General features: G+C 70.8%; 18 protein-coding genes and 2 tRNA genes. 9 read left to right on the top strand and 11 right to left on the bottom strand.

The features are described 5' to 3' along the window. Positions 1-1,009: 1,009 nt before the first annotated feature. The gene (gene ilvD, locus Aiant_RS15850) at positions 1,010-2,857 is read right to left on the bottom strand and encodes a dihydroxy-acid dehydratase (protein WP_189328770.1); all 1,848 of its coding nucleotides are present in this window, start codon (positions 2,855-2,857) and stop codon (positions 1,010-1,012) included. 119 nt (positions 2,858-2,976) lie between these two features. Between ilvD and Aiant_RS15845 the strand changes: the two genes are divergently transcribed. The 5 genes from Aiant_RS15845 (at position 2,977) to serA (ending at position 10,714) form a co-directional block, all read left to right on the top strand. Next, positions 2,977-5,322: a putative bifunctional diguanylate cyclase/phosphodiesterase gene (locus tag Aiant_RS15845; protein ID WP_189328973.1), complete on the top strand. Its 2,346-nt coding sequence runs from the start codon at positions 2,977-2,979 to the stop codon at positions 5,320-5,322. 144 nt (positions 5,323-5,466) lie between these two features. Beyond that, the gene (locus tag Aiant_RS15840; RefSeq protein WP_189328771.1) at positions 5,467-7,296 is read left to right on the top strand and encodes an acetolactate synthase large subunit; all 1,830 of its coding nucleotides are present in this window, start codon (positions 5,467-5,469) and stop codon (positions 7,294-7,296) included. Next, positions 7,296-7,814 carry an acetolactate synthase small subunit gene (ilvN, locus tag Aiant_RS15835; protein WP_014694311.1) on the top strand — a complete coding sequence of 173 codons (519 nt, stop codon included), beginning with the start codon at positions 7,296-7,298 and terminating at the stop codon, positions 7,812-7,814. Before Aiant_RS15840 ends, ilvN begins: the two co-directional genes overlap by 1 nt. Positions 7,815-7,842: 28 nt before the next feature. Next, positions 7,843-8,856: a ketol-acid reductoisomerase gene (gene ilvC / locus Aiant_RS15830; RefSeq protein ID WP_189328772.1), complete on the top strand. Its 1,014-nt coding sequence runs from the start codon at positions 7,843-7,845 to the stop codon at positions 8,854-8,856. Between the two features lie 283 nt (positions 8,857-9,139). Next, the gene (serA, locus tag Aiant_RS15825) at positions 9,140-10,714 is read left to right on the top strand and encodes a phosphoglycerate dehydrogenase (RefSeq protein ID WP_189328773.1); all 1,575 of its coding nucleotides are present in this window, start codon (positions 9,140-9,142) and stop codon (positions 10,712-10,714) included. Between the two features lie 5 nt (positions 10,715-10,719). Here the strand turns inward: serA and Aiant_RS15820 are convergent, their stop codons facing one another. After that, entirely contained in the window at positions 10,720-11,055 is a 336-nt protein-coding gene (locus Aiant_RS15820) for a hypothetical protein (RefSeq protein WP_425322697.1), read from the bottom strand. Between the two features lie 424 nt (positions 11,056-11,479). On the opposite strand from Aiant_RS15820, the gene Aiant_RS15815 reads away from it, so the two are divergent. Continuing rightward, the gene (locus Aiant_RS15815) at positions 11,480-12,505 is read left to right on the top strand and encodes a 3-isopropylmalate dehydrogenase (RefSeq protein ID WP_189328974.1); all 1,026 of its coding nucleotides are present in this window, start codon (positions 11,480-11,482) and stop codon (positions 12,503-12,505) included. A 145-nt stretch (positions 12,506-12,650) separates the two neighbouring features. Further along, entirely contained in the window at positions 12,651-13,748 is a 1,098-nt protein-coding gene (locus tag Aiant_RS15810) for a branched-chain amino acid aminotransferase (RefSeq protein ID WP_189328775.1), read from the top strand. Between the two features lie 585 nt (positions 13,749-14,333). On the opposite strand, the gene Aiant_RS15805 is transcribed toward Aiant_RS15810, so the two are convergent. Further along, the gene (locus Aiant_RS15805) at positions 14,334-15,074 is read right to left on the bottom strand and encodes a tyrosine-protein phosphatase (protein WP_229829839.1); all 741 of its coding nucleotides are present in this window, start codon (positions 15,072-15,074) and stop codon (positions 14,334-14,336) included. A gap of 197 nt (positions 15,075-15,271) precedes the next feature. On the opposite strand from Aiant_RS15805, the gene cimA reads away from it, so the two are divergent. Beyond that, entirely contained in the window at positions 15,272-16,846 is a 1,575-nt protein-coding gene (gene cimA, locus Aiant_RS15800; RefSeq protein WP_189328777.1) for a citramalate synthase, read from the top strand. Here cimA and thrS read toward each other — a convergent pair. From thrS to Aiant_RS15775, 5 genes are all read right to left on the bottom strand, one after another. Beyond that, positions 16,825-18,027, bottom strand: a complete 1,203-nt coding sequence (thrS, locus tag Aiant_RS15795; RefSeq protein WP_189328778.1) for a threonine--tRNA ligase — start codon at positions 18,025-18,027, stop codon at positions 16,825-16,827. The genes cimA and thrS overlap by 22 nt on opposite strands. Positions 18,028-18,168: 141 nt before the next feature. Next, positions 18,169-18,705 (bottom strand): GNAT family N-acetyltransferase, encoded by a 537-nt coding sequence (locus Aiant_RS15790; protein ID WP_189328779.1) that lies wholly within the window; start codon positions 18,703-18,705, stop codon positions 18,169-18,171. After that, entirely contained in the window at positions 18,702-19,697 is a 996-nt protein-coding gene (locus tag Aiant_RS15785; protein WP_189328780.1) for an endonuclease/exonuclease/phosphatase family protein, read from the bottom strand. The genes Aiant_RS15790 and Aiant_RS15785 overlap by 4 nt, the downstream gene beginning before the upstream one ends. 128 nt (positions 19,698-19,825) lie before the next feature. Further along, positions 19,826-21,166 (bottom strand): M16 family metallopeptidase, encoded by a 1,341-nt coding sequence (locus Aiant_RS15780; protein WP_189328781.1) that lies wholly within the window; start codon positions 21,164-21,166, stop codon positions 19,826-19,828. Further along, a complete protein-coding gene (locus tag Aiant_RS15775; protein ID WP_229829864.1) occupies positions 21,163-22,485 on the bottom strand; it encodes a M16 family metallopeptidase in 1,323 nt (440 codons plus the stop codon). Before Aiant_RS15775 ends, Aiant_RS15780 begins: the two co-directional genes overlap by 4 nt. Positions 22,486-22,571: 86 nt before the next feature. On the opposite strand from Aiant_RS15775, the gene arfB reads away from it, so the two are divergent. After that, positions 22,572-23,012 (top strand): alternative ribosome rescue aminoacyl-tRNA hydrolase ArfB, encoded by a 441-nt coding sequence (gene arfB / locus Aiant_RS15770; RefSeq protein ID WP_189328783.1) that lies wholly within the window; start codon positions 22,572-22,574, stop codon positions 23,010-23,012. A gap of 1,315 nt (positions 23,013-24,327) precedes the next feature. Here the strand turns inward: arfB and Aiant_RS15765 are convergent. From Aiant_RS15765 to Aiant_RS15755, 3 genes are all read right to left on the bottom strand, one after another. After that, positions 24,328-24,400, bottom strand: a tRNA-Glu gene (locus tag Aiant_RS15765). Between the two features lie 55 nt (positions 24,401-24,455). Continuing rightward, a tRNA-Gln gene (locus Aiant_RS15760) sits at positions 24,456-24,527 on the bottom strand. Positions 24,528-24,625: 98 nt separating this feature from the next. After that, a complete protein-coding gene (locus tag Aiant_RS15755) occupies positions 24,626-25,420 on the bottom strand; it encodes a fumarylacetoacetate hydrolase family protein (protein ID WP_189328784.1) in 795 nt (264 codons plus the stop codon). Between the last annotated feature and the right edge of the window lie 24 nt (positions 25,421-25,444).

The following is a 25,444-nucleotide window of genomic DNA, read 5'->3' as shown; positions in this document are numbered from 1 at the left end:
CAGTAAGCCGATGACCAGCCCAAACCCGTCCCTAACCTGATATTCCCAGTACCCCTCCGAACCCCTCGACCCACCCAGATCCGCCTCGCAGTTCCCAGCTGGCCCTCAAGGCCCTATCCGAACCAGGGATAGGGCCATGAGCGCCAGCCCGACAGTTACGGGCTGGTCCTGGTGGCCCTGTCGTGCGTCCGGGTAGGGCCGTGAGCGCCAGCCCGACAGTTACGGGCTGGTCCTGGTGGCCCCGTTATGCGTCCGGGTAGGGCCGTGAGCACCAGCCCGACAGTTACGGGCTGGTCCTGGTGGTCCTATCCGAACCGGGGATAGGGCTATGAGCGCCAGCCGGACAGTTGCGGGCTGGTCCTGGTGGCCCTATCCGAACCAGTGATAGGGCGGTGAGCGCCAGCCCGACGGTTGCGGGCTGGTCCTGGTGGCCCTATCCGGATCAGGGGTAGGGCCGTGAGCGCCAGCCCGACGGTTGCGGGCTGGTCCTGGTGGCCCTATCCGAACCAGGGGTAGGGCCGTGAGCGCCAGCCCGACAGTTGCGGGCTGGTCCTGGTGGCCCTGTCGTGCGTCCGGGTAGGGCCGTGAGCGCCAGCCGGACAGTTGCGGGCTGGTCCTGGTGGCCCTATCCGAACCCGGGGATAGGGCCGTGAGCGCCAGCCGGACAGTTACGGGCTGGTCCTGGTGGCCCTATCCGAACCAGGGATAGGGCCGTGAGCGCCAGCCCGACGGTTGCGGGCTGGTCCTGGTGGCCCTGTTATGCGGCCGGATAGGGCCACCAGGGCCAGCCCGGAGTTTCGGCTGGTGCGCGCCGCTTGGAAGGGGGAGCCGCGGCGGACGCCGAGATGGGCGCGAGCGCACTGCCGGAGGTGGGGCGGGCATCAGGCGGTCCGCGCGTACGTGACCTTCAGGTCGTACCGAAAGCAAAGAAGCGGCCGGTGACCGGGCAGCGGCGCGGGACCGGAATCCCGCCCCTGCCCGGCCGCCGGCCGCGACAGAAGAGCGAACCCTACTCAGGAACCCGCCGGTAAGCCCCGTCACTCGCGCTGGTCGCCATCGACGCGTAGGCGCGCAGCGCCGCCGACACCGGGCGCTCCCGGTCGACCGGCGTGTACGGCTTGGCCCGCCGCTCCTGCTCGTGCCGGCGCTGGGCCAGCACGTCGTCGTGCACGTTCAGCGTGATGCTGCGGCCCGGGATGTCGATGGTGATCTCGTCACCGGTCTCGACCAGGGCGATCAGGCCACCGCCGGCCGCCTCGGGGGAGACGTGGCCGATGGAGAGGCCGGACGTGCCGCCGGAGAACCGGCCGTCGGTGATCAGCGCGCACGCTTTGCCCAGGCCACGGCCCTTGAGGAAGGACGTCGGGTAGAGCATCTCCTGCATGCCGGGCCCGCCCCTGGGGCCCTCGTAGCGGATGATCACGACGTCGCCCTCGACGACCTCCTTGCCGAGGATGCCGGTGACCGCGTCGTCCTGGGACTCGTAGACCCGGGCCGGGCCGGTGAATTTCCAGATCGATTCGTCGACGCCGGCGGTCTTGACCACGCAGCCGTCGGGTGCGAGGTTCCCGAACAGGATGGCCAGGCCGCCGTCGACGGTGTACGCGTGCTCGACCGACCGGATGCAGCCCGCGGCCGCGTCGGTGTCGAGGGAGGCCCACCGGTTGGTGGTGCTGAACGGCTCGGTGGTGCGCACCCCGCCAGGCGCGGCGTGGAAGAGTTCCAGCGCCTCCTCAGCGGGCGAATCACCCCGGATGTCCCACTTGGAAAGCCAGGCGTCGAGCGAGGGGGAGTGCACGGCGCGGACATCCGTCTTCAGCGCTCCGCCCCGGTGCAGCTCACCGAGGAGAGCCGGAATGCCACCCGCCCGGTGCACGTCCTCCATGTGGTACTTCGGGCTGTTCGGAGCAACCTTGGACAAGCAGGGCACCCGGCGCGAGATTGCGTCGATGTCGGCCACGCTGAAGTCCAGGCCAGCCTCGCGAGCCGCGGCCAGCAGGTGCAGCACCGTGTTGGTGGAGCCGCCCATCGCCACGTCGAGAGCGACCGCGTTCTCGAACGCGTCGCGGCTGGCGATCGAGCGGGGGAGCACCGACTCGTCGTTCTTCTCGTAGTACTCCTTGGCGATCTCCACGATCAGCCGGCCGGCCTCGGTGAACAGCGCCTTGCGGGAGGCGTGCGTGGCCAGCGTCGACCCGTTGCCGGGCAGCGACAGGCCGATCGCCTCGGTCAGGCAGTTCATCGAGTTGGCGGTGAACATGCCGGAGCAGGAGCCGCAGGTCGGGCAGGCGGAGCGCTCGATGGTGTCCAGCTGGGCGTCGGTGACGTTGTCGTTCGCCGCGGCGCTCATCGCGTCGACCAGGTCCAGCTTCTCGTGGACGATGCCCTCGATGGCGACCGTCTTGCCGGCCTCCATCGGGCCGCCGGAGACGAAGACCGTCGGGATGTTCAGCCGCAGCGCGGCGATCAGCATGCCCGGAGTGATCTTGTCGCAGTTCGAGATGCAGACCAGGGCGTCGGCGCAGTGCGCGTTCACCATGTACTCCACCGCGTCGGCGATCAGCTCGCGGCTGGGCAGCGAGTAGAGCATGCCGCCGTGGCCCATCGCGATGCCGTCGTCGACCGCGATCGTGTTGAACTCGCGGCCGACGCCGCCGGCCGCGGCGATCGACTCGGCGACCAGGCCGCCGAGGTCCTTGAGGTGCACATGCCCGGGTACGAACTGGGTGTAGCTGTTGGCGATGGCGACGATCGGCTTGCCGAAGTCGTCGTCTGTCATGCCGGTGGCGCGCCACAGGGCGCGGGCACCGGCCATCGTTCGACCGTGGGTCGAGGTCCGGGAGCGCAGCTCAGGCATTTCCCCATAGTGCCACCGACCAGGACCGGGATCGCCAGGGACGTCCACAGCGCGGGACGCAAAGGGTTTCGCGATCGAGAGAGATCCGGCAAAGTGTGTCCGTGCACTCACCGTCCGGTATGGAGCTGGCGGGCCTCGCCGGCCTGCTCGCCGCCGTCCCGGCGGTCGCCCTGCTCGGGCAGTCGGGCCGCCGGCACACCGGTGACGCCCGGCGGGCCCACCTGCTGCTGGCCGTCGGCGGCGCGCTGGTCACCGCGGCGGCGCTGGCCGGCCTGGCCACCGCCCTGCTCACGGTGCATCACCACCACGACGGCGGGCCACCCGGCACCCGGACGCTGGCCACCGCGATGGCGATCGGTATGGCGATCGGCACACTCACCCTGCTGGCCGGGACGGTGGCGCTGCCCGGCGCGGCCCGCGGGCCGGCCGCCGCGCTCCGGCACGTGCTGGACGGGCTGGTGATCGCCGCGGCGATCTGGTTCGTCGGCTGGGTGCTGCTGGCCCGCCCGACCCGGATCCTCGGCTCGGCCACGCCCTATCAGTGCGTGGCGGTGATCCTGCCGGCCCTGCTGGCGGTGCTCGGGCTGGGCCTGACCGGGGTGCTGGCGCTGCACGCGCACCGGCCGCGGCGGCACACCGTGCGGATCGGCGCCGGGGTGAGCCTCACCGCGATCGCCTCGGCCGGGGTGTCCAGCGGCATCTGCCGCAAGGGCGACGAGCTGGTGCTCACCTCGGTGCTGCTGCTCAGCGCCGGGCTGATCCTGGTGGCCTGGGCGGTGCGGGCCGCCGACAAGCCGGTCCAGGTGACCGGCGACGTGCTGGAGCGCGGCGGGGCGTACGCGGTGATCCCGATGCTCGGCGTGGTGGCGGCGCTCGGCTGGCACCTGGGCCAGGGCGGCACGGTCGACGCGTACGGATATTTCGGGATCAGTGTCGTCGGTCTGGCCCTGGTCGCCCGCCAGTTCCTCGCCCTGGACGACGTCCGCCGTTACACGGTCCAGCTGCGCCAGCGCGAGAAGCATTTCCGCGACCTGGCCCACACCGACCCGCTGACCGGTCTGGCGAATCGGCGTGGCCTGCGGCTGGCTCTCCTCGGAGACGCCGAGAAAAAGGCCCTGATCGGCATCGACATGGACGGCTTCAAGACCGTCAACGACCTGCGCGGCCACGACGTCGGCGACGCGGTCCTGGCCGAGGTCGGCGCCCGGCTCAAGCGCAACCTGCTGGACGGCGACGTGGCGGCCCGGCTGGGCGGCGACGAGTTCGCGGTGCTGATGCACGGCGACGCCGACGAGGCGATGCTGGCCGCGCACCGGCTGCTCGCCGTGCTCGGCGAGCCTTACGAGGTGGACGGCGGCCAGATCTTCCTCTCCGCCAGCGTCGGCGTGGCCTCCACCGGCGAGCTGCTGCACGACGCCGACCTGGCGCTGCGTTACGCGAAACAGCGCGGCAAGAATCGGGTCGAGCAGTACCAGGCCGGATACGACGAGCTGCTGCGCCGCCGCGGCACGCTGACCGGCGAGCTGCGCCACGCGATCGACCGTGGCGAGCTGCGCCTGGTCTTCCAGCCGGTGGTGGCGCTGCCGTCGATGCGCCCGGTCGGCTGCGAGGCGCTGCTCCGCTGGACGCACCCGGAGCTGGGCCCGGTCCGCCCCGACGAGTTCATCCCGGTGGCCGAGGAGTCCGGCCTGATCAACCGGATCGGCGCCTGGGTGCTGGAGAACGCGTGCCGCCAGCTGGCCGACTGGCTGGCGGCCGGCCACGACATCTGGATGTCGGTGAACCTGTCGCCCAAGGAGCTGCACAACGCCGACTACGCCGCGCAGGTCGCCGACATTCTGACCGAGCTGGGCGTCCCGCCGCAGCGGCTGGTGCTGGAGGTGACCGAGCACGCGGTCGCCACCGACATGGAGGAGCTGGTCCGCCGGCTGGCCGAGCTGCGCGAGACCGGGGTGCGGATCGCCCTCGACGACTTCGGCGCGGGCTACTCGTCGCTCACCCAGCTGCGCACCCTGCCGGTCGACATCCTGAAGATCGACCACGCGCTGGTGGCCGAGCCGGAGTCGCGGACCGGCACCGCCGCCCCGCTGGTCGACGTGGTGGTCCGGCTCGGGCACCGGCTCGGGCTGGAGGTGCTGGCCGAGGGGATCGGCACGCCGGCCCAGCGCGAGGTGGTCGAGGAGGCGGGCTGCCGGCTCGGCCAGGGCTCGCTGTTCGGCTGGGGCGTCCCGGCCGAGCACCTCGAGTCCCGCCTGCAGACGCTGCGCCCGAGCGGCCCGCGCCCGCTGCCGGCGCCGCGTCCGGCCCCGTCGGCGAATGCACCGGCCCGCAGCCAGATGGTCCGCCTCGGCCCCGGAATGCGGCAGCTCAGAGCGTTGCTGCCGACCGATCCGGAATTCTCCGCGTCGCTTGGTGATCAAAATGTGGGATCAGTTGACTCGGACCGTGAGATGAGGCAAGGTTAGCCGCATGTGCTTCGCGTCCCGAGTACTTATCTAAAGCGCACCGCTCCTGACCACCAGGAGGGTGCGCTAGGTCCCGTGCTTCTGCACGTGGGCCTTTTTTGTTGCTCAAGTGCTGGACGCCAAACCGAAAAGGTCTGAACTGCCATGACGAGACCCACGCCTGAAACCCTCGCCCACCGAGTCACTCCGGCCACCGTCGCGGCGGCCGTGAACACCGCTCCGGCCGTCACCTCGCCGGTAGCCACCACGGGCGCCGGCGCGCTCGTCCGGTCGCTCGAGGCGCTCGGCGTCGAGGTCGCGTTCGGCATTCCGGGCGGGGCGATCCTGCCGGCCTACGACCCGCTGTTCGACTCGAAGGTCCGGCACATCCTGGTCCGGCACGAGCAGGGCGCGGGACACGCCGCCACCGGTTACGCGCAGGCCACCGGCAAGGTCGGGGTCTGCATCGCGACCAGCGGCCCGGGCGCGACGAACCTGGTGACGCCGATCGCGGACGCGTACATGGACTCGGTCCCGATCGTCGCGATCACCGGCCAGGTGGCTCGCCCGGCGATCGGCACGGACGCCTTCCAGGAGGCGGACATCCAGGGCATCACGCTGCCGATCACCAAGCACAACTTCCTGGTCCAGACGGCCGAGGAGCTGCCCCGGATCGTCGCCGAGGCGTTCCACCTGGCGGCCACCGGCCGGCCCGGCCCGGTCCTGGTCGACATCCCCAAGGACGTGCTCCAGGCGCAGACCACGTTCACCTGGCCGCCGGCCCTGGACCTGCCCGGCTACCGGCCGACCCTGCACCCGCACGGCAAGCAGATCCGCGAGGCGGCCCGGCTGATCGCCCAGGCCAAGCGCCCGGTGCTGTACGTCGGCGGCGGCGTCCTCAAGGCCGGCGCCACCGACGGCCTGCGCAAACTGGCCGAGCTGACCGGCATGCCGGTGGTCACCACCCTGATGGCCCTCGGCGCGTTCCCCGACTCGCACCCGCAGCACCTGGGCATGCCCGGCATGCACGGCACCGTCCCCGCGGTCTACGCGCTCCAGAAGGCGGACCTGCTGGTCACCCTGGGCGCCCGCTTCGACGACCGGGTCACCGGCAAGCTCGATTCGTTCGCCCCGGACGCCAAGGTCGTGCACGCCGACATCGACCCCGCCGAGATCGGCAAGAACCGGCACGCCGACGTCCCGATCGTCGGTGACGCCCGGCACGTGATCGACGAGCTGATCGCCGCGGTCTCGGCCACCGCCGGCGGCGTCGAGCAGTACCCGAACTGGTGGAACACGCTCAACGACATCCGCGAGCGCTACCCGCTGGGCTACGACGAGCCCACCGACGGCACCCTGGCCCCGCAGTACGTGATCGAGCGGATCGGCGCGCTGGTCGGCCCGGACGCGATCTACTGCGCCGGCGTCGGGCAGCACCAGATGTGGGCGTCCCAGTTCATCAAGTACGAGAAGCCGGGCACCTGGCTCAACTCGGGCGGCGCCGGCACCATGGGCTACGCCGTCCCGGCCGCGATGGGCGCCAAGGTGGCCCAGCCCGACACCCAGGTCTGGGCGATCGACGGCGACGGCTGCTTCCAGATGACCAACCAGGAGCTGGCCACCTGCGCCCTGGAGGGCATCCCGATCAAGGTCGCTGTGATCAACAACGGCAACCTGGGCATGGTCCGGCAGTGGCAGACCCTGTTCTACGACGGCCGCTACTCCAACACCGAGCTCGGCACGCACAAGCACCGGATCCCGGACTTCGTGAAGCTGGCCGAGGCGCTCGGCTGCATCGGCCTGCGCTGCGAGTCGAAGGCGGACGTCGACAAGGTCATCAAGCAGGCCATGGAGATCAACGACGCGCCGGTGGTCATCGACTTCACGGTCGGCAAGGACGCCATGGTGTGGCCGATGGTCGCGGCCGGCACCAGCAACGACGAGATCATGTTCGCCCGGGACGTGCGTCCCACCTTCGATGAGGACGACCTCTGATGTCCAACAAGCACACGCTCAGCGTGCTGGTCGAGAACAAGCCCGGTGTGCTGGCCCGGGTCAGCGGGCTGTTCTCCCGGCGCAGCTTCAACATCGACTCCCTGGCGGTCGGCGAGACGGAGAACCCGGACGTCAGCCGCATCACGATCGTGGTCGACGCCGAGTCGTCCCCGCTGGAGCAGGTCACCAAACAGCTCAACAAGCTGGTGAACGTCCTGAAGATCGTGGAGCTGGACCCGGCGCAGTCGGTCCAGCGTGAGCTCCTGCTGGTCAAGGTGCGTGCCGACCGGGCGCAGCGTGGCCAGGTGCTGGAGACCGTCGAGCTGTTCCGCGCGCGAGTGATCGACGTCGCTCCGGACACCCTGACGATCGAGGCCACCGGCAACCCCGACAAACTGGATGCGCTGCTGCGCGACCTCGAGCCGTACGGCATCAAAGAGATGGTCCAGTCGGGCCTCGTGGCCATCGGCCGAGGTTCTCGTTCCATCACCACGGGCCCAGCCCTGCGTGCCGCCTGATTTTTCAAGACCAGAGAAGAAGGAAGTCATGACCGCCGAAGTTTTCTACGACGACGACGCCGACCTGTCGATCATCCAGGGCAAGAAGGTCGCCGTCATCGGCTACGGCAGCCAGGGCCACGCCCACTCGCTGTCGCTGCGTGACTCGGGTGTCGAGGTCGTGGTCGGTCTCCAGGAGGGCTCGAAGAGCCGCCCGAAGGCCGAGGAGCAGGGCCTGACCGTGAAGACCCCGGCCGAGGCGTCCGCCTGGGCCGACGTGATCATGGTGCTGGCGCCGGACACCGCGCAGCGCAAGATCTACGCCGAGTCGATCGCGCCGAACCTGTCCGCGGGCAAGGCGCTCTTCTTCGGCCACGGCCTGAACATCCGCTTCGAGCTGATCAAGCCGCCGGCCGACGTGACCGTCGCCATGGTCGCCCCGAAGGGCCCCGGCCACCTGGTCCGCCGCCAGTACGTGGACGGCAAGGGCGTCCCGGCGCTGATCGCGGTCGAGCAGGACCCGACCGGTGAGGGCCAGGCGCTCGCCCTGTCCTACGCGAAGGCGATCGGTGGCACCCGCGCCGGCGTCATCAAGACCACCTTCACCGAGGAGACCGAGACCGACCTGTTCGGCGAGCAGGCCGTGCTCTGCGGCGGCACCGCCGCCCTGGTCCAGACCGGTTTCGAGGTGCTCACCGAGGCGGGCTACGCCCCGGAGATCGCGTACTTCGAGTGCCTGCACGAGCTCAAGCTGATCGTCGACCTCATGTACGAGGGCGGCATCTCCCGGATGCGCTACAGCGTCTCGGACACCGCCGAGTTCGGCGACTACGTCTCCGGCCCCCGCGTGATCAACGCGGAGACCAAGAAGGAGATGAAGGCGATCCTGGCCGACATCCAGTCCGGCGAGTTCACCCGCCGCCTGATCGCCGACGACGAGAACGGCGGCGCCGAGCTCAAGAAGTACCGCGAGCAGGGCGAGGCGCACCCGATCGAGGTCACCGGCAAGAAGCTGCGCGGCATGATGAGCTGGGTCGACCGCCCGATCACCGAGACGGCGTAGTTTGCGGAACAGCGCCTGGTCGATGTCGGCCAGGCGCTTTTCTCTGCCCAAAATCAAGGTCAATTTCTTCATGTACGCGGGCCCGGCCGGGTGCGGATCGCATGCTCCCGCGCGGGCCGAGGCCGGCGATCTGGCCGCTGGCGCGTCCAGAGCGATCGCCGCCCTCTTCACTGTCCGCGGGTGGTTCCGGAAACCCTCGATCGCGTGAATGAACTGAACCGGCGTCCGGGAAGCTCCGTACCATTTGGGTCCGTCAATACCGACGCACCTGGATGGAGAGTCGATGACTGCCATCGTCCTGGTAACCGAGGAATTGGCGCCCGCCGCGATCGACGTGCTCACCACGGACTTCGAGGTCCGGACGGTGGACGGCACGGACCGGCCCGCGCTGCTGAACGCCCTGCACGAGGCCGAGGCGGTGATCGTCCGGAGCGCCACCCGGATCGACGCCGAGGCCCTGGCGGCCGCACCACACCTGCGCGTCGTGGCGCGGGCCGGGGTGGGGCTGGACAACGTCGACATCCCGGCCGCGACCGCCCGGGGCGTGCTGGTGGTGAACGCGCCGACCAGCAACATCATCTCCGCGGCCGAGCAGGCGGTGGCGCTGCTGCTGACCACGGCCCGGCACACCGCGAGCGCCAGCGCCGCCCTCAAGACCGGCACGTGGAAACGCTCCGCCTACACCGGCGTCGAGATCTACGGCAAGACCGTCGGCGTGGTCGGGCTGGGCCGGATCGGGGTACTGGTGGCCCAGCGGATGGCCGCGTTCGGCGCCCACCTGATCGCCTACGACCCGTACGTGCAGCCGGCCCGGGCCGCCCAGCTCGGCGTCCGCCTGGTGACCCTGGCCGAGCTGATCCGCGAGAGCGACTTCATCTCGGTGCACCTGCCACGCACCCCGGAGACCGTCGGCCTGATCGGCGAGAAGGAGCTGGCCGAGGTCAAGCCCGGGGTGCGGATCGTGAACGCGGCCCGCGGCGGCCTGGTCGACGAGCGCGCGCTGGCCGAGGCGATCGCCGACGGCCGGGTGGCCGGCGCCGGGCTGGACGTCTTCGAGACCGAGCCGCTCACCGAGTCCCCGCTGTTCGCCTTCGACAGCGTGACGGTCACCCCGCACCTGGGCGCGTCCACCGTCGAGGCGCAGGACAAGGCAGGGCTCGCGGTGGCCCGCAGCGTCCGGCTGGCGCTGCGCGGTGAGTTCGTCCCGGAGGCGGTGAACGTCCGGGCCGGCGGGGCGGTCGACGAGGAGGTCACGCCGCTGCTGCCGCTCGCCGAGAAGCTCGGCCGGGTGTTCACCGCGGTCGCCGGTGGCATCGCCGCCGGGGTGACCGTCGAGGTGGCCGGGGAGGTCACCGCGCACGACGTCACGGTGCTGCGGCTGGCCACCACGAAAGGGTTGTTCTCCTCGGTGGTGGAGGAGCGGGTGACGTACGTGAACGCGCCCCAGCTCGCCGCCGACCGGGGCGTCGAGGTGGCGCTGGCGACGTCGGAGGACGCCGGTGAGCACTCCAGCCTGATCACCGTACGCGGCGCCCTGCCGGACGGCCGCCCGGTCGCGGTGGCCGGCGCCGCCGGCAAACTGGTCGAGGTGGACGGGTTCGAGCTGGACCTGCCGGCCGACGGCGTACTGCTGCTGTTCCGCTACCGGGACCACCCGGGGGTGGTCGGCCGGATCGGCACCACGCTCGGCCGGGCCGGGGTCAACATCGCCGCGATGCAGGTGGCCCGGCGGGCGGCCGGCGGCGAGGCGCTGATGACGCTCACCGTCGACGGCTCGGTCGACCCGGACCTGCTCGCGACGGTGGCCGCCGAGATCGGCTCCTCGGCCTTCGCGGCCGCCGACCTCCGGGCCGACTGACCCGACTAACGAGCGCGGACCGGTGGGGGATACACCGTGCCGTCCTGGAGATCCAGCAGGTCGAGGTTCAGCTCGGCGGCCAGCCGCTCGATCGTCTCCAGCACCAGGTCCGGGCAGTTCTCGTCCAGCCGCATCTGGATGTGGTCCGCCGCGGCGTGCAGCGGCGCGCTCGCCCACGGCGAGCCGGGCGCCGTCGCGCGCGGACCGCGATCCGGATAGTTGCTGGTCAGGGCGTCATAGAAGGCGACGACGCGGGGGTCGGCCGGGCGCTGCGCGTGGATGCCCTCGGCACACCGCGCATTGGCGGCGCGCACCTGATCCGGCGCCGACGCGGGGTCCATCGCCCACACCACTAGGTCGAAACTCACCGGCGCATGGTGCCATCACCGCCGCCCCAGGGTGAGAACCCGTGGGCCGACACGCGGGGATGCGTCTTGCGCGTCTTTAGTCCGCATCGCTAGCGTTGTCCCCAGCCGCGCGTTCCGGGTGGGCACGTCTTCGGGTGACGGAGTCCGTCGCGGGACCGTGCGCTTCCGGCGGGACCGAGCCACGCGTACTCGTCGCATCAGCCCCCGTGACCGTTTGCCGCGGTCCGGGGGTTGTTCGCGTCCGGAGGAAGTCCGGGAAAGCCCCTGTCCGCCCGGAGATCATCCAGCGAAAACGCCGCGGGCGCTCAAAAGCTGGGACCGACGTTCCGGGCTTCGGGATCAAGGGTTACCGTGAGTGCTGATTATCCGGACGTGTGCAGGGGAGTCAGACGTGAGCGTGGCGCGGATCGCGGTGGTCGCCGGCGACGGCATCGGTACCGAGGTGACCGCGCAGGCCCGCAAGGTCATTGACGCCGTCCTCCCCGGCGTCGACTACAACGAGTACGACCTCGGCGCCCGCCTCTACAACCGCACCGGCGAGGTCCTGCCCGCCTCGATCCAGACCGAGCTGGCCGGCCACGACGCCATCCTGCTCGGCGCGATCGGCGACCCGAGCGTCCCGCCGGGCATCCTGGAGCGCGGCCTGCTGCTGAAGCTGCGCTTCGACTTCGATCAGTATGTGAACCTGCGCCCCTCCAAGCTCTGGCCCGGCACCACCAGCCCGCTCGCCGGCGTCAAGGCGGGCGAGATCGACATGGTCGTGGTCCGCGAGGGCACCGAGGGTCTCTACGTCGGTGCCGGCGGCGTCCTGCACAAGGACACCCACGCCGAGATCGCCACCGAGGAGAGCCTGAACACCCGGCACGGCGTCGAGCGGGTCATCCGGGACGCGTTCGAGCGCGCCCAGCGCCGCGACCGCCGTCACCTCACCTGGGTGCACAAGACCAACGTGCTCACCCACGCCGGCAACCTGTGGTCCCGCACCTTCGCCGCGGTCGCCGCGGAGTACCCCGAGGTCACCACGGAGTACCAGCACATCGACGCGGCCAGCATGTTCATGGTCAGCAACCCGCAGCGCTACGACGTGATCGTCACCGACAACCTGTTCGGCGACATCCTCACCGACATCGCCGCCGCCGTCACCGGTGGCATCGGCATGGCCGCCAGCGGCTCGGTCAACCCGGAGCGCAAGTACCCGTCGACCTTCGAGCCGGTGCACGGCTCCGCCCCGGACATCGCCGGCAAGGGCATCGCCGACCCGGCCGCCGCGATCCTCTCCGCCGCGCTGCTGCTGGAGCACCTGGGCAAGCACGCCGAGGCCGCGCGAGTAACCGAGGCGGTCGCGGCCGAGGTCGCGTCCCGCACGCCGGGCGCGCCGCTGCGGACCGCCGAGGTCGGCGACCGGGTCGCCGCCGCGCTCTGACGCCGTCTCTCCTGGAACGCCCGGGTCTCTGGTTACTCGGGCGTCAACCTCGCCGCCGTTGTGTTAACGACCGTTCGGGGTACATTCATGGGCGCACTACGGGTGCCCCTCTTTGGTCTTTCCGCAGAAAGCAGGTCGCGTTGTCATGAGCGGTGGTGACAGCCTCGAATTCGAGATCCGTCCGAACCCGGCGCCCGTATCGGACGCCGAGCGCGCCGCGATGCTGGCCAACCCGGGCTTCGGCCGGATCTTCACCGACCACATGGTCACCGTGCGCTACGCCGACGGCAAGGGGTGGTACGAGCCCCGCGTCGAGGCGCGCGCGCCGATCCCGATGGACCCGGCCAGCGCGGTCCTGCACTACGCCCAGGAGATCTTCGAGGGGCTGAAGGCGTACACGCTGCCCGACGGTGGCGTCGCCATGTTCCGCCCGGAGGCGAACGCGGCCCGCTTCGCCCTCTCCGCCCAGCGGATGGCCATGCCGGCGCTGCCCGAGGAGATCTTCCTCAAGTCGCTGCACGAGATCATCGCGATCGACCGCAAGTGGCTCCCGGAGGACGAGGACGGCAGCCTCTACCTGCGCCCGTTCGCCTACGCCAGCGAGGTCTTCCTCGGCGTGCGCCCCGCCCTCGAGTACCTCTTCTTGGTCATCGCCTCCCCGGTCGGGCCGTACTTCTCCGGCGGCGTCAAGCCGGTGTCGGTCTGGGTCACCCCGGACTACACCCGCGCGGCCCCCGGCGGCACCGGCGCGGCCAAGTGCGGCGGCAACTACGCGGCCGGCCTCTCCGCCCAGGCCGAGGCCATCGAGCACGGCTGCGACCAGGTCGTCTACTTGGACGCGGTGCAGCGCAAGTACATCGACGAGCTCGGCGGCATGAACGTGTTCCTGGTGCTCGACGACGGCACCCTGGTCACCCCGCCGCTGACCGGCACCATCCTCCCCGGCATCACCCGCGACTCGGTCATCAAGCTCGCCGAGCGAGCCGGCCGCCGCGTCGAGGAGCGAGCCATCAGCCTCGAGGAGTGGCGCGACGGCGCCGCCTCCGGCCGAGTCCGCGAAGCCTTCGCCTGCGGCACCGCCGCCGTCATCACCCCGATCGGCACCGTCAAGAGCCTCGACGGCGACTTCACCGTCGCCGACGGCGGCCCCGGCGCCGTCACCATGGGCCTCCGCAAGGAGCTCGTCGACATCCAGCGAGGCCGCGCCGAAGACACCTTCGGCTGGGTCCACCGCGTCGCCTGACCCTTTTCGCATTACCAAGATCAATTCACGATACTGACTCGGGCCGCGCTGATCACCGATCGTCGCTCCCGCCAGGGACCCTTCCGGGGTTCGCAAGGGCGCTGCGCGCCCAGAACACGAACCCCGAAAGGGCGACGTCCGCGGGTGGTTGCGAAAATCCAACTTCGGCCGACCCCCCACGGTGGTTCGAGTCTGTCTGCCCCCGGCCGCCGTGTGCGGTCTGCGACTGGGTGCGCTCACCGCCCTGGCTTGCCTTGAGAGCCCGAAAGCCGGACGAGTAACGGCTCCCACCGCAAGCTCAGATCCGGGCTGGTGCTCAGCGCCCTATCCCGGGTCGGGATAGGGCCTTGACGGCCAGCCGGGGACTGGTGGCTGGTCCTCAGGGCCCTGTTCGAGAGCGCGATAGGGCGCTCAGGACCAGCTGGGTTTTGATCTCCGGAACCACCCGCGGACAGTGAAGAGGCCGGCGATCGCTATGGACGCGTAGCGGCCAGATCGCCGGCCTCGGCCCGCGCGGGAGCATGCGGTCCGTACCCGCGCGGACCTGCGCAAATGAAGATCTTGAAGTTGATCTTCGGAGGTTGCTCAATCCAGCAGGTGGTGGCGCATCGAGGTGATCTCGGCGTCGGTGAGGCCGATCTCGCGGACGTATTCCTCGACGGAGCCGTGGAGGGCTCGGAGGTCGTCCAGGAACATCAGCATGGCGGCTGGGGGCGAGTCGAACATGTGCTCGTTGCCCTTGACGGACTCCGGGCTCGTCTTCATCAGATAGGCGGTGAGCGGGGCCATCGCGTCCGTGGTCAGGGCGTAATCGGCGGCGATGTCCTCGTCGGAGACGCCGAGCAGGGAGAGCGTCAGGGCGCAGATGGTGCCGGTGCGGTCCTTGCCGGCCATGCAGTGCACCACGACCGGCGCGGCAGCCGGGTCGGCGATGAGGCGGAGCGAGTCGAGGATGCCCTCGTGGCCGTCCTCGGCGAAGTTCAGGTAGCGGTCGGCCAGCCAGCGCTCGTGCACCATCCCCTCCGGGTGCTCGACCTCTTCCCAGTCGATGTGCTTGAGCACCAGGTTGCGATAGTCGAGGCCGTACCGCTCGTGGACGCGGCCGAAGCGTTCCACCTCGGTCGGGCGGCGCAGGTCGATCACGGTCCGGACGCCGAGGGCGGTGAACGCCGCCGCGTCGGCGTCCCCGATCCGGTGCAGCGAGTCGGCGCGGAACAGACGCCGCCAGCGCACGGTGCGGCCGTCCATCCCTCGATATCCGCCGACGTCGCGGAAGTTGTAGGTGGCGGAGAACCCCAGGTTTCGCGAGTACGATTCGGCAACCACGGCAATGAACCTAGTCTCGATACGTGGAACACCGCCTCCCTCACGCCGGGATAGTGGCATGCTTCATCTCGTGACCCACCTCGTGCTGATTATTCGCACCTAGCGCGCCGGCTGACTCTCGCCGACGCGCAGACCTCCCGCATCCGCGGGGGGTCTTTTTGTTGTTGTGTGGGTGACCGACTGAAAGGACCTCCCCGATGGACTACCAGGTGTTCGACACGACGCTGCGCGACGGTGGGCAGCGCGAGGGAATCAGCTACACGGTCGCCGACAAGCTCGCGGTCGCCCGGCTGCTGGACGAGTTCGGCGTGGGCTTCATCGAGGGTGGCTGGCCGGGCGCCATGCCCAAGGACACCGAGTTCTTCGAACGCGCGAAGACCGAGCTGAACCTGAAGCACGCGGTCCTGGTCGCGTTCGGCGCGACCCGCAAGGCCGGTGTGGACGTGGCCGCCGACCCGCAGGTCCAGGCCCTGCTGGACGCCGGCACCCCGGTGGTCTGCGTGGTGGCCAAGTCGGACATCCGGCACGTGGAGCGGGCACTGCGCACCACCGGCGAGGAGAACCTGGCGATGGTCCGGGACACCGTCCGGCACCTGGTCGCGAGCGGCCGCCGGGCGTTCGTGGACTGCGAGCACTTCTTCGACGGCTTCCGCCACGACCCGGAGTACACCGCGAGCGTGGTGAAGACCGCGATCGACGCCGGCGCCGAGCGCGTGGTCATGTGCGACACCAACGGCGGCATGCTCCCCTCGATGGTCACCAAGGCGGTCACCGAGGTCGTCGAGCGCACCGGGGTGAGCGCCGACCGGCTCGGCATCCACTGTCAGAACGACACCGCCTGCGCCGTCGCGAACACGGTCGCCGCGGTCGAGGCCGGGGTGCGCCACTTCCAGTGCACCGCGAACGGGTACGGCGAGCGCCCCGGCAACGCCGACCTGTTCGCCACGGTCAGCAACCTGCAACTCAAGCTCGGGCTGAAGGTCCTACCGGACGGATGCCTGGAGAAGGCGACGCGGGTGTCCACCGCGCTCGCCGAGATCGCCAACATCGCCCCCGACACCCACCAGGCCTATGTCGGGGCCGCGGCGTTCGCCCACAAGGCGGGCCTGCACGCGAGCGCGATCAAGGTGGATCCGCTGCTGTACAACCACGTCGACCCGGCGGTTGTCGGCAACGACATGCGGATCCTGGTGACCGAGATGGCCGGCCGGGCCAGCATCGAGCTCAAGAGTCGCGAGCTCGGCATCGACCTGGCCGGCCATCCGGACACCCTCTCCACCGTCACCCAGAAGGTGAAGGACCTGGAGGCCGGCGGCTGGTCCTTCGAGGCCGCCGACGCCTCGTTCGAGCTGCTGGTCCGCGGCGAGCTGCCGGGCGCCGACGTCAGCCGCCCGTTCACCCTGGAGTCGTACCGGGTGCTGGTCGAGCACCGGGAGGACGGCAAGGTGATCTCCGAGGCCACCGTGAAGGTGCGGGTCAAGGGCGAGCGGGTGATCGCCACCGCCGAGGGCAACGGCCCGGTCAACGCCCTCGACGAGGCGCTGCGGGTGGCGCTCTCCAACCACTACCCGGCGCTGAAGTCGTTCGAGCTGACCGACTTCAAGGTACGGATCCTGGAGGGCACCCACGGCACCAACGCGATCACCCGCGTCCTGCTGGGGACCGGCGACCACCAGCGCGAGTGGACCACGGTCGGCGTGCACGAGAACATCGTCGAGGCCAGCTGGACCGCCCTCGTCGACGCCTTGACCTACGGTCTCGCCAAGAGCTGAGGTGACCGGGCGGCGGCGGCCGCGCTGATCAGTGCGATCGCCTCCGCCCCCGGCATCGGGTCGAGCTGCCGCCCACCCCGCAGCCGGAGCGAGACCAGTCCCGCCGCAGCCTCTCGCTCACCGATCACCGCGATGTACGGCACCTTCGACGCCGCCCGGATCCGCGCCCCGAGCGATCCGTCGTGGTGGACCGAGGCTCGCAGCCCGGCGGCGACGGCATCCTGAGCGAACGACGAGACGACGCCGTCCAGCGGCAGCACGGCCACCTGGACGGGGGCGTACCAGACCGGGAACGCCCCCTCGTGCTCCTCGATCAGCTGCCCGAACAACCGCTCCATCGACCCGGCCAGGCTCCGGTGCACCATCACCGGCCGGGACCTGCCGCCGGAGGCGTCGACGTAGGAGAGGCCGAACCGCTCCGGCTGGTGGTGATCGATCTGGATGGTGGCGATGGTCCACTCCCGGCCGGCCGCGTCGCTCACCTGCACATCGATCTTCGGACCGTAGAACGCGGCTTCACCGTGCTTCACCGCGTACGCGAATCCCTCGTCGGCAAGCGCGCCCCGCAGCAACCGTTCCGATTCCGCCCACCCCTGTTCCGAACCGCCGTATCTCTTTCCCGGCCCGCGCAGCGACAGCTGGAAGGAGGCCGGCCGCAGGCCGAGCGCCGCGTGCGACTCCCGCATCAGCCGCAGCACCCCGGCGACCTCCGCCGCGGCCTGCTCCGGCGCGCAGAAGATGTGCGAGTCGTTGAGCGCGATCGAGCGCACCCGGGACAGGCCGCCGAGCACGCCGGAGCGCTCCTGCCGGTACATCTGGCCCAGCTCGGCGATCCGCAGCGGCAGCTCCCGGTACGACCGCTGCCGCGCCTTGAAGATCAGCGCGTGATGCGGGCACAGGCTCGGCCGCAGCACCAGCTCGTCCTCGCCGACCGGCATCGGCGGGAACATGTCGTCGGCGAAGTTCGCCCAGTGGCCGGACAACTCGTACATCTGCCGTTTGCCCATGACGGGGGAGTACACGTGCTGGTATCCGTTGCGGCGTTCCAGCTCGTACAGATAGGACTCCACCTCGTGGCGCGCGGCCGCGCCGGCCGGCAGCCAGAACGGCAACCCGGCGCCGATCAGCGGATCGGAGTCGAACAGGTCCAGCTCGCGGCCGAGTTTGCGATGGTCGATCATCAGGGTCTCCTAGGGTGGCCCCCACGCGATCGACCCAGAAAAAAACCCCGAGCGGATCGCCCGGGGTCGTGAAGTCAGCGCGACTCGACGCCGGGATGTCCCGGCGTGGTCGTGATCGCGCTGACAAACATGCCGCAGAGCCTAGGAGGCCGGGGAGGCGGCGGCCAACCAGTTTTCCGCGACGATCTGGAACAGGTGGTGGTCCTGCCACTCGCCGGCGATCTTGAGGTAGCGCGGGGCCGTCCCGAACCGCTGGAACCCGTTCTTCAGCAGCACCCGCTGCGACCGCACGTTGTGCAGCAGCGTGCCGGCCTCGACCCGGTGCAGCTCGTAGTCGGTGAACGCCAGCCGCAGCACCTCGGCCACCGCGAACGAGGCCAGCCCGCGCCCGGCGTGCCGCTCGGCCACCCAGTAGCCCAGGCTGGCCGACTGGAACGGGCCGCGGACGACGCTGTTCAGGTTCACCCGGCCGGCCAGCCTGCCGTCGTCGAGGATGACGTGCGGCAGCGCGTTGCCGGAGCGCAGCAGCTCGGCGACCACCTGCCGCTGACCCTGCAGGGTGTAGAAGCTCTCGTCCCGGATCGGGTCCCAGGGCGCCAGGTAGTCCCGGGTGCCGATCAGCACCTCGGTCAGCTCCGGCACGTCCTCCATGGTCAGCGGGCGGATCGCGGCGGTCATGACGCCGCCGGCAGGATCAGCTCGGCGACCACCGCGCGGTGGTCGGAGTCCTTCACGTCGTGCACGGACACGTCTCGTACCCCGATCTCCTCGTCGGCCAGCACATGGTCGATGGTGACCGGCGGGATCGGGTCCCCGTCGTAGGGGCCCCAGGTGCCGATCAGGCCTTTGCCCACCGCGTCGGCGGCGTCGCGGTAACCGTGCGAGATCAGGTCGCGCAACGGGCCGTGGTCGAGCGTCGAGTTGAAGTCGCCGAGCAGGACGCGGCGCGGGTTGTCGCCGTCCGACCTCGGCTCGTCCGCGAGATCCTTGCGCCAGCCGTCGTAGGCGCCACGGGTGGCCGGGGCCAGCGGATGCACCGACTCGACGAAGACCGGGACCGCGCCGGGCAGCTGGATCGTCCCCCAGGTCTGCTGGAACCCGCCGCGGTTGCGCTTCGCGCCCGGCTCGACGAGCGGGAATCGCGAATAGAGGGCGGTGCCGCTCGCCCAGTCCTCCGGGGCCAGCTCGTGGAAGGGGAGCAGCTCATCGATCCCGGCCGCGGTCAGCGAATCCTGCGCGCGCAGGGCGAACTCCTGCACGGCCAGCACGGCCACGTCGTTCTCCCGGACCAGGCGGACGACGTCCGCCGCGTCGGCGCCGCCGAGCAGCATGTTCGTCGTCATCATGCGCAGCGTCACGCCCTCGGTGGCGCCCCGGTCCAGGTCCGGCAGGGCGCGCGGCAGGACGCACGCCGCCAGCGCGACGGCGACCAGGGCCGCGACCGCGCCCGCGGCCCAGCGCCGCACGGACAGGATCAAAACCGCGAGGATCAAGGACCAGAGAGCGACGTACGGCGTGAAGGCGAGCAATGGGATCAGCGGCCCGCGATCCCACCCGGCCACCCGCACGACGGTCCAGCAGAGGCCGGGGACCAGCAGCAACCAGAGCAGAACGGTGCCGACTTTGCGGCGAGCCGGCCGCGTCTCGACCGGCACGTCGGTGATCGTCATGGCGCGACGTTATCGGGGCGTCGCTACTCACCGTACGTGAAGCGGCCCAGGTCACAGTTCTGACCGGCACCATGCCTGGTGACCGGTGAGGAGGCAGGCGATCTTCCGCCGGCCTCCTCACCGGGTCTCTAGACCGCGGCCTCGGTCACCTCGCCGAACTCGGCCAGTTCCTCGCGGATCGTCGCGCCGTCACCCTCGACCACCAGCGACAGCCCGTCCACCGACAGGTGCCGCCCGGCCGCCGCGGACACCTGCTCGACGGTCGCCTCCAGGTACTCCCGGCGCAGCGTCACGTAGTAGTCGTCCGGCAGCCCGTGCACCACCAGCGAGGCCAGTGCCCCGGCGATCGCGCCCGGCGTCTGCATCTCCACCGACAGCTGCCCGGCCCGCCAGGACCGCGCCACCGCCAGCTCCGCCTCGGTCACGCCCTCCTGCTGGGTACGCCGGATCTCGCCGAGCGTGTCCCGGATCGCCGGGGCGGTCACCGCGGTCTGCACCCCGGCGGCCACCTCGAACCGCCCGGCGCGGCGGGTCATCGCGTACGACCCGCGGATGCCGTACGTGTACCCCTTCACCTCGCGGATCAGATGGTTCAGCCGGGAGGTGAACGCCCCGCCGAGCACCGTGGCCGCCAGCGTCATCGGCACGTAGTCCGGGGTGGCCCGCTCCGGCGCCCGGTGCCCGATCCGCAGCGTGGACTGCACCGAGCCGGGCCGGTCGACCAGGATCACGTGCGGGCGCTCCGGGACGGCCAGCCCGAGCGGCGGATCCAGGGCGAGGGCCTGCCCGGTGGTGTCGGCGAACGCCGCCTCGGCCAGCTCGGCCAGGTCCAGCCCGTCCAGGTCGCCGGCGACCAGCAGCACACCCGGCCGGAGCATCCACTGCTGGTGGAAGGCGAGCACGTCGTCGACCGTCACGGCGGCCACCGAGGTGGGGTCACCGTGCAGCGGCCGGCTGTACCGCCCGTCGGCGGCGAACAGGTCGGCGCGCAGGGCGGCGTCCGCCCGCGGGCCGGGCTGCGCCCAGTCCATCCGCAGCGCGGTCACCTCGTCGTCGCGGACCCGGGACACGTCGGCCGGGTCCAGTTTCGGGGTGCGGGCGGCCTCGGCGGCCAGCCGGACCGCGGCGGCCAGCCGGGGAGCCGGGGCGGAGACGCTGACCCGGAACGCGTCCCAGTCCACCGACGGGCCGAGCTCGGCGCCGAGACCCTCCAGCGCCAGCGCGTACGCCGCCGAGTCGCGTTTCTCGGTGCCCTCCTCCAGGCACTTGGCCAGCACGGTGGCGGTGCCCTCGCGGCCCTCGGTCTCCCGGGCGGCGCTGGCGTCCAGCAGCAGGATCGCGGTGGCCAGCACCTGGCCGGGCAGGTGCGCGGCGATCACCGTGCCGCCGTGCGCGGTGACCCGGCGGACAGCGGGAAAGGTGTAGGGCCGCGCGGTGCCGGGCTCCGGGCGGGTGGTGACGAGGCTCATTTCTCTTCCCCTGGCAGGTAGGTCAGCGTGACGCGGGACGAGGGCTGCAACGTGCGGGTGGCCGCCTCGGCGATGTCGTCGGCGGTCACCGCCTGCCAGGCCGGCAACCGGTACCCGGCGGTGGCCGGGTCACCGAACTGGGTGGTGTACCGCCCCAGCGTGTCGGCCCGCCCGCCGACCGTGGACACCTGCCGCCACCAGCTGGTGGTCAGCAGCGCCTTGGCCCGGTTCAGCTCCTCGTCGGTGACCGGCTCGTCGATCAGGCTCTGCAGCACCTCGGTGAGCCCGTCCTCCAGGGTCTCCACCGGGATCCCGTCCTTCACCGTGGCGGTGACGATCAGCGGGGCCGGGGCGTGCGCCAGGTCGACACCGTAGGCGCCGATGTAGTCCGGCTGGGCGATCCGCTTGCCGTCGGCCAGGCGCTGGTAGAGCCGGCTGCCCCGGCCGCTGCCCAGCACGGTGGCGAGCACGGTGACCGCGTCGTACCCGGCCGTGCCGAACGGGTACGTCCGGTGGGAGAGGTAGATCCGCGCGGCCGGGACCGCGGCGGTGACCGTCTCGCGGACCGGCGTGGTGGCCGGGCCGGCCAGGTGCCCGGCGGGCGCCGCGGGGATGTCCGGCACCGGGGAGATCGCCCCGAAGTACTTCTCGGCCAGCGCGAACACCTCGGCTGGCGAGGCGTCCCCGGTGACCGTGAGGACGCAGTTGTTCGGCGCGTAGTACTGCTGGTGGAAGGCCTTGAAGGTGTCCAGGCTCGCCGCGTTCAGATCCTCCATCGACCCGATCGTGGCGTGATGGTACGGATGCCCGGCCGGGTAGAGCAGCGGCAGCAGGCGCAACCAGGCGTCACCGTACGGCACGTTGTCGTACCGCTGGCGGCGCTCGTTCTTCACCACCTCGCGCTGGTTGTCCAGGGTCTCCTGGGTGAGCGCCGGGACCAGGCCGCCCATCCGGTCGGCCTCCAGCCAGAGCGCCAGCTCCAGGTGCTCGGCCGGCATGCTCTCGAAGTAGTTCGTCCGGTCCGGGTTGGTGGTGGCGTTCAGCGAGCCGCCGTTGCCCTGCACGAGCTTCATGTGCTCGGTCTTCTTCACGTGCTGCGAGCCCTCGAACATCAGGTGCTCGAAGAGGTGGGCGAAACCGGTCTGGCCGGGCGGTTCGTGCCGGGAGCCGACGTCGTACCAGAGATTGACGCAGACGACCGGGGCGGTCCGGTCCTCGCTGACGACGACGCGGAGGCCGTTCGCCAGCCGCGTGGTTTCGATGGGCCACGGATACCCGGTCGTGGCGACCGGTGCGGATGGGGACGTCACCCGAACCATCATGCCCCTTCCCGTTTCGAAAACAGCCCTGGTGTCCACGTCGGGATCGATTGACAACCCCGTGGCGCGGTTTCCGTCCGGGTGCGATGCTTGGCCGCGTGCTTGAGGACGTACGGGTGAACGATCGCCTGACCATCCCGGCGGCGGAGCTCTCCTGGCGGTTCTCCCGTTCCGGTGGCCCTGGTGGCCAGGGCGTCAATACGACCGACTCGCGGGTCGAGCTGTCCTGGGACCTGCTCGGCTCCGACCTGCTGCCGGCCACGCTCAAGGAGCGCGCGGTCGAGCGCCTCGGCGCCCGCCTGGTGTCCGGTGTGCTCACGATCACCGCCTCCGAGCACCGCTCCCAGCTGCGCAACCGGGAGGCCGCCGCGGCCCGCCTCGGCAACCTGGTCGCCTCGGCGATCGCCGCCCCGCCCCGGGCCCGTCGCGCGACCCGCCCGACGAAGGGCTCGGTGGAACGCCGCATCACCGCCAAGAAGCAGCGCGCCGAGACCAAACGCAACCGCCGTAACTACCCCACCGACTGACTCCTGGTCTGCTCCGGTCGGGGTTCCGCCGCTAGCGGTCCGCTCCACTCCCGCTCCGCCATTTCCGGTACGCCCGTCTGACGTCCAGCCCGCGCCCGCTTCCGGTCCGCAGCCCCCGTTTCTGCCCGTGGTCCGATTTTCAGTACGCCGTGTAGCCCGCGACCCTCGAGTAACGCCGTCTGCCCCGCCCGGTGCCGTCGGCCGGCTGGCGCTGGTGGCCCTATCCGGATCCGGGATAGGGCCGTGGACGCCAGCTCGATGGGTTCTGGCTGGTCCTGGTGGCCCTATCGCGGGCGGGGATAGGGCCATGGGTGCCAGCCCGGGTGTCGGCTTGTGCCGGGAGCTGGGGATTGGGCCGTGGGCGCCAGTTCGATGGGTTCTGGCTGGTCCCCATGGCCCTATCGTGGCCGGGGATAGGGCGATGGGCGCCAGCTTGATGGGTTCCGGCTGGTCCTGGTGGCCCTATCGCGGCCGGGGATAGGGCCGTGGGTGCCAGCCCGGGTGTCGGCTTGTGCCGGGAGCTGGGGATTGGGCCGTGGGCGCCAGTTCGATGGGTTCTGGCTGGTCCCCATGGCCCTATCGTGGCCGGGGATAGGGCGATGGGCGCCAGCTTGATGGGTTCCGGCTGGTCCTGGTGGCCCTATCGCGGCCGGGGATAGGGCCGTGGGTGCCAGCCCGGGTGTCGGCTTGTGCCGGGAGCTGGGGATTGGGCCGTGGGCGCCAGCTCGATGGGTTCCGGCTGGTCCTGGTGGCCCTATCGCGGGCGGGGATAGGGCGATGGGCGCCAGCCCGGGTCTCGGCTTGGGCCGAGAGCCCTTAACCGCGCCGGTCAACGGCTCCCGGCGCCGGCCCGGATGCCCCGGCTCACGCTCAGGGTCCTTATCCGGAAAAGGGCGGTGGGGGCCAGCTGGGTGGTCCGGGCTGGGCTTGGTGGTCCTGTCCGTGTTCGGGGAAGGGCGGTGGGGGCCAGCTGGGTGGTCCGGGCTGGGCTTGGTGGTCCTGTCCGTGTTCGGGGAAGGGCGATGGGGGCCAGCTGGGTGGTCCGGGCTGGGCTTGGTGGTCCTGTCCGTGTTCGGGGAAGGGCGATGGGGGCCAGCCGGGTGGTCTCGGCTGGGCGTGGTGGTCCTGTCGGCGTCCGGGAGAGGGCGATGGGACCCGGTGGGGGTTCGGGCGGCGGCGGGATCGGGGCAGGCGACTCGGCAGCCAAGTGCGGGTGGCGCGGTGGGGACGGTGGGTGAGCGGGAGCACGAGCGGACCGCGAGTGGCGGGAATGCGAAACGGCCCGCACCCGAAGGATGCGAGCCGTTGCTATGTGTAGTCCCGAAGGGATTCGAACCCTCGCTACCGCCTTGAGAGGGCGGCGTCCTAGGCCGCTAGACGACGGGACCAGAACTGCTGCTGCGCCGAAGCGCTCCAGCGGCACCAACCCGAAGGTTGGTAACGCTGGGGTACCAGGACTCGAACCTAGACTAACTGAACCAGAATCAGTCGGGCTGCCAATTACCCCATACCCCATTTGGCCCGGCTTGCCGCGCCGGAGAGAACTTTACCCGAGCCCTCCCCGGCCGCCAAATCGGGTTACCCAAACTGCTCCCGAGGCGCGATCGCGCAGGTCAGTCGAGGGCGACCACGGTGTTGCGCAGCTCGCCGATGCCCTGGACGCTCACCGACACGGTGTCGCCGGGCACGATCTGGCTCACGCCGGCCGGGGTGCCGGTCAGGATCACGTCGCCGGGGAGCAGCGTCATCACGTGCGAGACGTAGGAGACGAGGCCCGGGATGTCGAAGACCATGTCCTTGGTCCGGCCGATCTGGCGGACCTCCATGCTCTCCGGCGTGCGGCCGACCTCGCAGCGCACCTCCAGGTCGCTGACGTCGAGCTCGGTCTCGATCCACGGGCCGAGCGGGCAGAACGAGTCGAAGCCCTTGGCCCGGGTCCACTGCGGGTCCTTGCGCTGGAGGTCACGGGCGGTGACGTCGTTGGCGCAGGTGTAGCCGAAGATCGCTTTCTCGGCGCCGGCGCGGTCGACGCGGCGGGCGCCGGTGGCGCCGATCACCACGGCGAGCTCGGCCTCCTCCTCGACCTGGGTGGTGACCGAGGGGATCCGGATCGCGTCGCCCGGCCCGATCACCGAGGTGGACGGCTTGATGAAGATCAGCGGCTCCTTGGGCACCTCGTTGCCCATCTCGGCGGCGTGCTCGGCGTAGTTGCGGCCGACCCCGATCACCTTGCTGGAGAAGATCGGCGCGAGCAGCCGGACGTCCGGGAGCGCCCAGCGCTGCCCGGTGCGGACGACCTTCTCGAAGGGCAGGCTGCTGATCTCGGCCACCGTCAGGCCGGAGGCGCCGTCACCCTCGACGACGCCGAACGACACTCCAGCGGCATGAACAAAACGGGCGAAGCGCACGGGTAATCCCCATCTTCGTAATGG

The organism is Actinoplanes ianthinogenes (genome assembly GCF_018324205.1).
Lineage (GTDB): Bacteria > Actinomycetota > Actinomycetes > Mycobacteriales > Micromonosporaceae > Actinoplanes > Actinoplanes ianthinogenes.
This window is presented reverse-complemented; position numbering and strand designations above follow the sequence as displayed.